This window comes from Streptomyces sp. sk2.1, assembly GCF_008120935.1.
Taxonomy (GTDB): Bacteria; Actinomycetota; Actinomycetes; order Streptomycetales; family Streptomycetaceae; genus Streptomyces.
Window position 1 is genome coordinate 81,970 of record NZ_RDBO01000011.1, and the last position, 11,562, is coordinate 93,531.

The window sequence follows — 11,562 nt, forward strand, 5'->3', positions numbered from 1 at the left end:
CCGCCCCCCGTCGCGACAACCATCTGGAGGAACCGAGCAGTGTCCCCGCGTGACGAACTCGTCGACTATCTCCGTCGTCAGCTGGTGGGGCCCGCCCGGGGCCCGGAGGAGGTGCTCGACGCACCGCCCGACCGGCAGTACCTCATGGGCACCCTCTACGCGCAGGACGCCGATCTGCAACGGCGGTTGACGGAGACGGCCGAGGTGCTGGACGGCCCCGGCACGGAGAACGACGCCGAGGACACCGCCCCCGCGACCGATCCGATCCCCGAGTCGAATTCCTGGCTCCCGTCGTCGCTCGGGTTCAGCTTCTACACCGACGCCCCGACCGTGGAGGTCAGTTGCGGCGCGGCCCGCTACGAGACGGAGCAGGGCGAACGCGGGCGCCGGTGGCGGCGCGTCGCGCTTCCCGACGAGACCGTCACCCCGGCCCCGGACGCCGAGCGGATGGCCGTTCTCGACGGCCGGGCGGAGATCCGGTTGCGGCGCCGCCGGTTCGGTGCCGGGCACCTGGTCACCGTGGCGCTGGTGAACACGGCGCGTACGGGGCCCGTCGCGGCCGGGCCGGGACAGGGGCGGCCGACGCAGTGGGACCGGATGCTGTTCCAGGTCCGTCTGGAGGCCCGTCCGGTGGGCGGTGACGTCCTGCAGTACCCGAGTGTGCGTCTCGCCAGCCGTGATCCGGAGGAGCAGGAGCTCCGGCTCCAGTACCGCCATGTCCGCACCCATGCGGTCGGCCACGGCTGTTCGGTCACCGAGGTGTGCGAGGAGGGCCGGGTCACCGGTCTGCGGGCCGCGGTGATGCCGGAGGCGGAGGTGCCCGCCACCAGGGCCGCCGGTCCTGTCGGGCTTCCCGTCCTGCGCGTGCTCCACCTCGCCGACCCCGACGTGCCGGTCGATCGGGTGCGCGAGGAGTTGCTGGCCTTCGTGGACGGGTACCGCCAGTGGTATCTGGAGCAGCGGAACACGGAGGTCCCCGCCTGGGGGCGCGAGGCCGCCGATCGGGTCCTGGACCGCGTCGAGGCGGTGGTCGGACGCATCGCCTCGGGCGTACGGACCCTGTGCGACCCCGACCGCCCCGAGCTGCTGGCCGCGTTCCGCACGGCCAACCGGGCCATGGCGCTGCAGATGCGGCATTCGGCGTCCGACCAGGCCGGTGGGCGCCGGGCGCGCCGGGAGGCGACCGCCCACGATCCTGATCCGTCGCCCGACGCGGTGTGGCGTCCGTTCCAGCTGGCCTTCTTCCTGCTCTCCCTGGACGGGGTGGCCGATCCGTCGCACCCGGACCGGGACACGGCCGATCTGATCTGGTTCCCGACCGGCGGTGGCAAGACGGAGGCGTACCTCCTGCTCGCGGCGTTCGTGATGGTCCTGCGCCGCGGCGATCCGCGCGGCGGGGGCACCGCCGTGCTGAGCCGCTACACGCTGAGCCTGCTGACCACCCAGCAGTTCCAGCGTGCCGCCACGACGGTCTGCGCCCTGGAGAAGCTCCGTCGCGAGGACCCCGCGGCACTCGGCGACGAGCCGTTCTCCATCGGTCTGTGGGTGGGGGAGGCGACCTCGCCGAACACGTACGGGGCGGCGGTCGACGCCTTCGACGACGTACGCGCCGCGGCCCGGCCCGAGGACGTGTTCATCCTGGACCGGTGCCCGTGGTGCGGGACCCGGGTGGTGCCCGAGCGGAAGTCCCCGGACATCGGCGACTACGGGATACGGGCGAAGGCCGACTCGTTCGCGTTCCACTGCCCCCGTGACTCGTGTGCCTTCCACGACGAGCTGCCGGTGGCCGTCGTGGACGAGCACCTGTACGACCGGCCGCCGACGTTCGTCCTCGGCACGGTCGACAAGTTCGCGCGCCTGGCCTGGGAGCCGAGGTCGGGGCGGCTGTTCGGGGCCGGATCCGACCGGCTGCCGCCCGACCTGGTCATCCAGGACGAGCTGCACCTGCTGACCGGCCCGTTGGGCACGACCGTGGGACTGTACGAGTCGGCGGTGCTGGGGCTGTGCACCCGGGACGGGGTCGGCCCGAAGGTGGTGGCCTCCACGGCGACGATCCGCCGCTCCGGCGAGCAGGTGCGCGGGCTGTACGGGCGTGACGTGCAGCTCTTCCCGCCTGCCGGGCTCGACGCGCGCCATTCCTACTTCGCCGAGCCGGACACCTCGCGTCCGGGACGCCGCTACGTGGGCGTGATGGCGCAGGGCCACACCGCGGGCCGCGCCTCCGTCGCGACGGCCGCCGCCATGGTCCAGGGCGCGTGGGAGCTTCCCGAGGAGAGCCGCGACGCCTACTGGACGCTCGTCGCGTACCACCACAGCCTCCGTGAGCTGGGCCGCACCGTCACGGCCGCGGCGGACGACATCCCCGCCCAGCTGGCCGGACTGGACGGCGGGCGGGGCACGAGGAAGCTGATCGACCATCAGGTGCAGGAGCTGACGAGCAATCTGCCCCGCGCCGAGCAGCCCGTCCTCCTCGACCGGCTGGAGAAGCCGTACACCGATCCCGATTCCGTTTCGTTCCTCCCCTGCACGAACATGCTGTCGGTCGGTGTCGACGTGAAGCGGCTCTCCCTGATGCTGATGCTGGGGCAGCCCAAGACCACCGCCGAGTACATCCAGGCGACCAGCCGGGTGGGCCGTCACTCGGTGCCGGGCCTGGTCGTGACGTTCTTCAACGCGACCCGTCCCCGGGACCGTTCGCACTACGAGACGTTCGACGTCTATCACCGGGCGCTGTACCGGAACGTCGAGCCGACCAGCGTCACCCCGTGGTCCGCGCCGTCACGGCGCCGTGCGCTGCACGCCGCGCTCGTGATCCTCGTGCGTCATGGCCTCGGCCTGTCCGCCGAGAACCGGGCGGGCGACCTCCTCGACCACCTGCCGGCCGCGGCCGCGCTCGCCGAGGAGCTGGCCCTGCGGGCGGCGGCCGGTGACCCGAGGGCGGCGTCGGCCGTCCGCGAGGAGCTGGACGACCTGTTGTCCGCGTGGCAGCAGCTGGCGCTCGATGCCCGCAAGGAGGGCAAGGAGCTGTACTACCGCGGTCAGGGCAAGGGGCAGATGAACCTGTTGAAGAACTTCGAGGAGCACGGGGGTCTCTGGGAGACCCCGCACTCGATGCGGAACGTCGACCGGGAGTGCCAGGTGACGGTGAAGGGGGCGGAGCTGTGAGCAGGCGTCTTCGGGTGCGGCAGGCCCAGACGGTGCTTCCGTTCGGGGTCGGGGCCGTCTTCGACATCCAGGGCGAGTCGTTCGTGGCGACGGGCATCGGCGACTGGCCCAGGCGGCGGCAGGAGGTCGAGTCGCCGCGGCTGGCCTCCCGGCTCGGGGTGAGCGCGTTCTACGCGGCACCGCCCGCGGCGGACGACCGGTTCGACCGGCCGGACGCGGCGGGCGCCCCGTACATCAGGTTCCCGTCGTGGCTGTTCTGCGGGGCGTGCCGCCGCATGATCCGCTGGCGCATCGCCGACGAGAAGGCGGGTGTCCCGCCGCGCTGCCCGGGCTGTTCCCCCGTGCGCAGGCTCGCGCCGATGCGGTTCGTGCAGATCTGCGCGGGCGGCCATCTCGGTGATGTCGACTGGTGGTTCTGGGCGCACTCCCGGCTGGATCCCGCCGCCCGGCAGTCCTGCGACACCCGTGACCGGCTGCGGTTCAACGTGTCCGAACGCGCCACGGGCCTGGAGGCCCTGTCCGTCCTGTGCACCGCGAAGGGCTGCGGGGCCGGCCGCGACCTGCTCGATGTCCTCGGCACCCATGGGATGCGGTGCTCCGGGCGGAATCCCTGGCAGCGGCGCGGCGAGGCGGCGGACTGCACCAAGCCCGTCCAGGTGGTGCAGCGCACCGCGGGCAATCTGTACTACCCGGTGGTCAGTTCCGCCCTCGACATCCCGGAGAGCGACGCCCCCGCCGCCCTCACCGACGAGGCCCTGGCCGAACGGGTGCGCTCCAGTGACATGTGGGTGCCGCTGTGCCGGGCTCACGGCGGGCCCGCCGAGGACGCCTTCCGCGGTCTGCTCAAGGACGAGACCGGTGCCGACGACGCGCTGCTGGACGCGTTGCTGGCCGAGGAGACGGGCAGCGCTCCCCCGCCGCCGGCCCGGGCTGACGGTGCCTCCGACGAACCGGCCTCCCCGGATCTGAGCCGGGAGGAGTGGGCGGCCTTCATGTCGCCCGCTCCCCCGGCGACCCGTGACTTCGCCGTCCGCGAGAGCGAACTCGGCCTCGGTCAGGAGGACGCCGAGCCCTGGGTCTCGCTGCGGGAGCGCTTCGGCCGTGTCGTTCTCGCCGACCGGCTCCGCGAGGTCCGGGCCCTCCAGGGGTTCCGCCGGGTCTCCCCCACGTCGGCCTTCGTGCCCGCGGACACCGCCCGCCGCCTGCGCTGGCTCCCCGCCGTCGAGGTGTTCGGGGAAGGGCTCTTCCTCACGCTGGACAAGGACGAGCTCACGAAGTGGGAGGACGACGACCGGGTGCGCCGACGGGTGGCCGGTCTGCGCACCGACCTCGGACGCTCGTTCCAGCAGGACCGGCTGGGCACGGTGACGGGTGCCGAACTCTCCCCGCGTTTCGTGCTGCTGCACACACTGGGGCATCTCCTCATCCGCCAGCTGTCGTTCGAGTCGGGCTACTCGACGGCGAGTCTGCGCGAGCGCGTGTACGCACGGCCCGAGCACGACCAGTACGGCGTCCTGGTGTACACGGCGGCGGGGGACGCGGAAGGCACCCTCGGCGGTCTCGTCCAGCAGGGCGAACCGCCCAGACTCGCGGAGACCCTGCTGCGGATGGCGGAGGCGGCGGCCTGGTGCTCGGCCGACCCGCTGTGCGCGGAACACAGCGGGCAGGGCTTCGACAACCTCAACCGTGCGGCGTGCCACGCCTGTGCGCTGCTGCCGGAGACCAGTTGCGAGACGGGCAACACACTGCTCGACCGCGCCCTGGTCGTGGGCGGGGACCAGGTGCCCGGCTACTTCGAGCCCGTGGTGGCCCAGGCCCGGTCGGCCGCCGCCGCGGCCGTGGAACGGCGGCCCCGGTGACCCTCACGTACCTCGATCTCGCTCCCGGTCAGCGGGAATCGCTCGACGCGCTGCCGTTCGACGGCAACCACGTGGTCGACGGTCCGCCCGGCAGCGGCAAGAGCCTGCTGGCCGCCCAGCGGAGTGTGCTGCTCGCCCTGACCGGCGGACCGACCGTGCTGCTGACCCGGTCCAACCTGCTGCGGCAGTCCCTCGCCCCGCTGGTCGCCGCGCTCGGCCCGCGGCAGGACGGCGTGGTGGTCGCCACCGCGCATTCCTGGCTGTCCCAGTGGTACCGCGGGAACGCGGGCACCGATCCGACCCGGACGGACACGGGCTGGTTCGAGTGGAGCGAGTTCTTCCAGCAGGCTGCCGTGGCCCGGACGCCGCCCGGTTTCTCCGTCGTGGTCGACGAGGGACAGGACCTCCCGCCGGACTTCTACCGCTTCTGTCGGGTGCTGCGGGCGCGGACGACCGTCTACGCCGACGAGTGCCAGCGCCTGACCGAGACGCAGTCGACGCTGGCGGAGATCACGAAGGCGCTCGGGGCCGGTGCCCCGCACCGGCTGGACGGCAACCACCGCAACACCCGGCAGATAGCCGAACTGGCCGCCCGCTTCCGTCTCGGGCCGGACGTGCCCGGACTCCCGCGGCGCGAGGGACCGCTGCCGCGCCTGCACCGGCTGTCCGGTCCCGGCACGCTCGTCGATCTGCTCGTCGGTACGGTCGAACGCCATCCGGGGCGGAGCGTCGGGGTGATCCTGAACTCCGTCCGGGACCAGCAGGACCTCCTCACCCGGCTGTCGCGGCGGTCCCCGGGGCTCAAGCCGCAGATGTACACGTCGCAGGCGACCGGCGGCCGGTACCGGAACCTCGATCTCGGGCGCCCGGGCATCGTGATCGTGAACCGGGCGAGCGCCAAGGGCCTCGGCTTCGACCACGTGGTGGTTCCCGACACGCATGTGGACGCGGCCACCGACCCGACATCCGCCGCCCTGCGCATGGCCTATTACGTCCTGGCCACGCGCGCCCGCACCGAACTGCACCTCGGATACGAGGGAACGGACGAGCCACCGGCCCTGTCCCCGATCCCCCGTCAGCTCCTCTCCCGCGGATGACGCACCGGCCCGTCTTTCGCTCGTCGCCGCGCCCCACCCCGTGGTGGTGGGCCCGGCAGTCGTGCTGATTGACTGTCACGGCCGGCCGGGCGGCCGGCGGGGTTCCCCGGGGCGGGCCGGGTGGACGAGGGACGAGGGGTGTACGGATGGAGCGCGGTCGGACCGGGTGGGTTCGGGTGCCGGTGGGGGACGACGCGGCGCGGTGGACGACGCGGAAGAAGTGTCTGCGGGTCCTCGTCGTCGTGCACAACGTGACCTCCGCGACGCGGCTGCTCGACGTACTGCCCCTGTTCGACGACGACCTGCGCGTCCAACTGCTGGCGACCTGCACGGGCTCCTCCGCGTTCGCCGCCGGAACGGCCGAGCTGCTGGCCGACGTCGGGGTGCCGGTGCTGCCGTGGGAACAGGCGGTCGAGACGGACGTCGACCTGGTGATCTCGGCCAGCTTCGGTGGTCAACTGGACGTTTTCTCCGGGAAGTTGATCATCCTTTCGCACGGTGTTGGATACACTAAAAGGCTGGCGACACCGGACACCGGACACCGGACACCGGACACCGGACACCGGACACCGGACACCGGACACCGGGTCGAGGGCGGGGGCGATGCGGTGCCCGCGCCCGTTTTCGGGCTCGCGCCGGAGTGGTTGCTGTCCCGGGGCAGGCCCGTCGCGGACGCGCTCGTTCTCTCCCACCCCGAACAGCGCGACCGTCTGCGCCTCGCCTGCCCGACGGCGGCGCCGACCGCCGTCCTCGCCGGGGATCCCTGCTTCGACCGCGTGCTCGCCGCACGCCCCCGTCGCGAACGCTTCCGCCGTGCGCTGGGGGTACGGCCCGGGCAACGGCTCGTCCTGCTCAACTCGACCTGGAACTCCGACTCCCTCTTCGGTGACGGCGCGGAGGACGGGGGCGGAGGCGGCGACGTGGTCGCCGCGCTGCTGGACCGGATCGCGGACGAGTTCCCCGTGGACGAGTTCCGGTTCGCGGCCGTGCTGCATCCCAACATCTGGCACGGACACGGCCCCGGTCAGATCCGTGCCTGGCTGGATCGCGCGCGCCGCGCCGGGCTGACACCGGTCGATCCGCTGACGGGGTGGCGGCAGGCCCTGCTGGCCGCCGACGCCGTGATCGGCGACCACGGTTCCGTCACCTACTACGCGGCCGCCCTCGGCACTCCCGTGCTCCTGGCCTCCGCGCCGTTGGACGCACTGGACCCGGACGCGCCGATCTCCTCGTTCATGCGGGAGGCCCCGAAACTCGACCCCGGCGCGCCGCTCGCCCCGCAGCTCGCGGAACTCGTCCGCCGGCACCGGCCGTTGCCCGGTCCCGCCGAGTTCACCACCTCCGTGCCGGGCGAGTCCGCGGTACGGCTGCGGAGGCTCTTCTACTCGATGATGCGCGAGCCGGAGCCCGACCGGCCGGCTTCGCTGACGCCGCTCCCGCTGCCCGACCACGAGACGGCGCCGGTCACCGTCCCGCTGCTGGTCCGGGCGCTGGTCCTGGGGCCGGGAGAGGTCGCGATCAGCCGGTGGGCGGGCTCCCGGCCGGCGACCGGACCGGAGGACGGCGGGGAACTGCACGTCGCGGTGCACGAGGACACCCGTGACGTGGACCGGCTGGACCTGGCCGATGTCGTCTTCCGCGACGGGGCGCCCGACGACCCCCGTTTCGGGTCTCCTTCGGTCTGGACGTCCGAGGTGCTCCGCCGTCATCGGGACTGCGCCCTGGCGGCCTATGTCACCGGGCCGACCGGGTGCGTGGTGCGGGTGCGCGGCGGGGAACCGCTGCGGTTGACCGCGGTGCCCGTCGCCGGTGCGGAGGACGTCGGCGCCGCGGACCCCGCCGTGTACGCCTCCGCCCTGTACGCCTGGCTCGCGGCGGACGGCCCCGACGCGGTCACCGCCCGCGCGCGGCTGGCGCGGGCGGTGACCGACGGCCTCGTCCTGCGGGCGGGCGACCGGGTCCAGCGCGTGCGGGTCGCTCCCCTGGTGCCGCCGGATCCGGGGAGCTGAGGAGCCGCCCCGGCCTACGGCGTCGTGCAGCGGTCCCGCATGCGGCGCAGATGCGAGAGGTGGTACTCCGCCCGCTGGCCGTCGAGCGTCGTGATCGCCGCCTCGATCAGCGGGAGCGCCGCCTCGGTGTTCTCCTCGTCCAGCCAGGTCTCGGCGAGGTCCGTGAGCGTCCGGGCCGTGTTGTACGTGTCACCGGCCGCCCCGTCACCGGGCCGGAAGTACGACAGCGCGGTCTCCAGCCGCCGCCGGGCCTCCTCCCGCCGTCCCAGCCCGCGCAGCGCCCGGCCGCGGTGGCGCTCCAGCAGGGCCTCGGCACGCGGCACGTCGCCCGCTCCCTCGTCCTGGGCGCCCATGGTGCCCAGGATGCCGCCGGCCTCCTCGAAGCAGTCGTACGCCTCCTGGTACCGCCACTGGCGCAGCCTCAGCAGTCCCAGGAACTCGACGGCCGAGGCGTGGCCCCGCTTGTGGCCCGTCGATTCCTCGGCGTGCGCCGCCGCCCGAGCCGCCTCCTCGGCCTCCTCCCAGCGTCCCGTTTCGGTGAGGGAGTGCGCGAGTTGCGCGTGGAGCGCCCCGGCCCCGGAGCCGCCGGCCAGGCGTACCCCGGTCCGGAGGGCCGGCAGCAGCATCTCGTGGTGGCCCGCCTTGAGCTGGAGCGGCCACAGCGCACGGCACAGGCGTACGGCGGTGTCCGGGTCGCCGGACTCCTCGGCGCACCGCACCGCCTCGACCAGGTTGCCCGCTTCCACGAGCAGCGCGCCGAGGGCGGCGCCCCGGTCCTCGTACCGCTGTCCGGTCCGGTCCCCGGGCGGTGCCGGGACGCGCCAGCTCTCCGGGAGTGCCTGGTGGGCGGCCGATGCCGCCAGGTCGGCGTAACCGGTCAGCGTGCGGCCGAGGGCGGCCGAGCACGCGGTGATGCCGTCCTCGCGGATCGCCGCCGCCTCGGCGTGGGCGCGGACCCCGGGACGGTAGTGGAAGCGGCCGGTCCCGCTCCCGTGGTGTTCCAGGAGCATCCGGTCCGCGAGGTCCTCCAGGCGCTCCGCCGTGGCCGCGGGGTCCTCGCCGGTGGTCCGTGCGGCGATCGCGGCGTCGAAGGCGGGCCAGCCGCGCAGCGCCATCAGCCGGTACAGCCGGGCGGTCTCCGGTGCCAGGAGCCGGTAGTTGTCCTCGGCGGCCCCGCGCACCGGGTCGCCGTCCGCTCCGACGCCGCGCGGCGGGAGCGTGGGGGCGGAGAGCTGGTGGGCGGCGGCCCGCAGGGCGTAGGGCGAGCCGCCGCAGCGGGCGAGCAGCGAGGGGAGCGTGGCACGGGCGGCGGCGACGGTGGACTTGTCGGTGATGTCGGTGAGCAGGCGCTTCGCGTCCTTGTCCGTGAGCGGGCCGACGCGCACGCGCACGGCGTCGATGCCGGGGAAGGGGTTCCGGGCGACCAGGATCGTGAACACACCGGGTGCCGAGTTGATGAACGGCCGCACCTGCGAGGCGGAGTAGGCGTGGTCGAGCACCACCAGGAGCTCCAGGTCGGCCACGCGGTGGCGGAAGAACTCGCCGAGCTGCTCGGTGGCGGGCGGCATCTCCTCGTCCGGCACTCCCAGTTGGCGGAGCAGCACCCGCAGCACGGTTCCGGAGCCGCGGGCGCCGCCCGTCCTGCCGCCGCCCAGGTCGGCGTAGATCCGGCCGTCCGGGAAGAGTTCGGCGGACTGCGCACCGTAGTGCACGGCGAGGGTGCTGGACCCCATGCCGTCCGGGCCGTGCACCAGCGCGACCCTGGGCCGCCCGTCCGCGCGCCGGGTCGCCTCCCGCCGGAGCTGCCGCATCGCCTCCTTGCGGTCGGTGAAGAACCTTATGGAGGCGGGGAGGTGCGACTGCGACGGACGGCCCCGGCCCGTCCCTCCGCCGCCCACCCTCGACGCGAACGAACGCCAGTGGGCGGCGAGTCGCGGGTCCTCGCGGATTCGCTCGTGCATCATGCGGGCCACGTCGTCCCGCTCGTCCTGCGCCGCGGGGGCCGGGACCTCCCGGCCGACGATTCTGCGTACGACGCCGCCGGTCGACTCCCAGGCCCACTTTCCGGCCTCGTTGGCCATCCCCGCGCCGACCGCGCCGAGTACCGCCGAGATCGCCGCCACCGAAGTGGGATCCAGCATGTCGCGCACTCCTCGTTCCCGGCGTTCCGCGCGGTGCGCCCTCCCCGGCACCGTCGCTGCCGCCGTGCGGACCAACGTTAGCGTCCGGTGGGTCAATATCCCCTGGGCACCGCGATGATGGGCGTCGGGAGTCCGGATCCGGCCGCCTCCCCGGATGCCCGAATGCCGGCCTTTCACGAAGGTTCCAGCGGAATCGGCGCATCCGGCCCTCCCGGTTCTGGTCGACGCCTCCGTTCCATCGCCCCGGCCGGTGCGGGGAAGTGGCTCCGGATGTGTTCGGCGGGGTGTGCGTCCCGTTGGATATCCTGGCGGTTGTTCCAGGTCATCACGGCGTGCCCCGTCGGCCGTCCGCCGCGGGCCCACGGCCGTCGAGGGGAGAAGCCGTGCAGGGAGCAGCCGCACACCGGGGGTCGGCCAGGAAGGCCGAGCAGGCCTGGCAGCAGGCGATGGCCCTGTTCCACCAGGGTGACATGGCCGCCGCGGCCGAGCGGTTCTCCCTCGCCACGACGCACGATCCGTTCGCCGCCGACGCCTGGCTGGGGTTGCACGCGACCGGGCAGCGCCAGAAGGAGGCGCTGGACGGCATGCTCCGCAGCTCCGGTTCGTTCGGCGCGCTGCGCACGAAGTTCGGGATGCCGCTCCGTTCCCGGTTCCAGCTCGGCCACTACGTCACCTTCAGACTGGAGAACGCCCGCGACCTCTGGGTGGCGGCCCAGGCGGCACTGCTGGACGCGGGCCGGCTCGACGAGGCGTGGGCCGGACTCTCCGCGGCGCAACTGGACTGCGACGAGACCCGTTTCATCTGCACCCGGTACGCCTTCCTCAAGGAGGACTGGTCGCTGGTGCTGCGCTTCGCGCCGGGGATCCAGGACGCGTTCCTGTACGACGAGGCCCAGCTGTACGTCGGCGCCTCGCTGTTCGCACAGGGGGTCTGTCACGAGTCCCTGAACGTGCTGGCGGAGCTGCCGAAGAAGCTGGAGGCCGGGAGCCGTTTCGACGCCGAGGTCAAGTACTTCATGGGACGCTCCCTGGAGTCGCTGGGCCGGGCGGACGAGGCACTGAAGCGGTACCAGTACGCGTTCCGGTGCGCTCCGGGCCTCTTCGACGTGGACGTGCGCGCCCAGGCGCGTTCCAGTGCGCCGACGGCCGCTTCGGTGGCCGAGGTGTCCTCCCCCTCCGCTCCTTCCGCAACGCCGCCATGCGCAGTTGCGCGATCATCGTCAGGACCTGCCGCTTCACCGGCTCCAGCCCGATCATGTCGTCGAGGGCCTGCTGAGCCTCGGCGAGCAGC

The 11,562-nt window shown here is 73.4% G+C and carries 5 protein-coding genes and 1 pseudogene; 5 read left to right on the forward strand and 1 reads right to left on the reverse strand.

Annotated features, from left to right (window positions below):
- Window positions 1-39: 39 nt before the first annotated feature.
- The 4 genes from EAO76_RS01725 (at window position 40) to EAO76_RS01740 (ending at window position 8,130) form a co-directional block, all read left to right on the forward strand.
- On the forward strand, window positions 40-3,165 hold the full coding sequence (locus EAO76_RS01725) for a helicase-related protein (protein WP_148832580.1): 3,126 nt from the start codon (window positions 40-42) through the stop codon (window positions 3,163-3,165).
- Window positions 3,162-5,024: a DUF1998 domain-containing protein gene (gene drmB / locus EAO76_RS01730; RefSeq protein WP_148832582.1), complete on the forward strand. Its 1,863-nt coding sequence runs from the start codon at window positions 3,162-3,164 to the stop codon at window positions 5,022-5,024. The genes EAO76_RS01725 and drmB overlap by 4 nt, the downstream gene beginning before the upstream one ends.
- Window positions 5,021-6,121 (forward strand): DNA helicase, encoded by a 1,101-nt coding sequence (locus EAO76_RS01735; RefSeq protein ID WP_148832584.1) that lies wholly within the window; start codon window positions 5,021-5,023, stop codon window positions 6,119-6,121. The genes drmB and EAO76_RS01735 overlap by 4 nt, the downstream gene beginning before the upstream one ends.
- A 176-nt stretch (window positions 6,122-6,297) precedes the next feature.
- Window positions 6,298-8,130 carry a hypothetical protein gene (locus EAO76_RS01740; RefSeq protein ID WP_316248313.1) on the forward strand — a complete coding sequence of 611 codons (1,833 nt, stop codon included), beginning with the start codon at window positions 6,298-6,300 and terminating at the stop codon, window positions 8,128-8,130.
- 14 nt (window positions 8,131-8,144) lie between these two features.
- Here the strand turns inward: EAO76_RS01740 and EAO76_RS01745 are convergent, their stop codons facing one another.
- A complete protein-coding gene (locus EAO76_RS01745) occupies window positions 8,145-10,271 on the reverse strand; it encodes a tetratricopeptide repeat protein (protein ID WP_148832588.1) in 2,127 nt (708 codons plus the stop codon).
- Between the two features lie 383 nt (window positions 10,272-10,654).
- Here EAO76_RS01745 and EAO76_RS01750 point away from each other — a divergent pair.
- Window positions 10,655-11,562: pseudogene (locus tag EAO76_RS01750) on the forward strand (hypothetical protein); the annotation flags it as partial.

Bases quoted from the DNA above. Each gene is read 5' to 3' on its own strand.
- EAO76_RS01745 (WP_148832588.1), bottom strand. From the start codon at position 10,271: ATGCTGGATCCCACTTCGGTGGCGGCGATCTCGGCGGTACTCGGCGCG.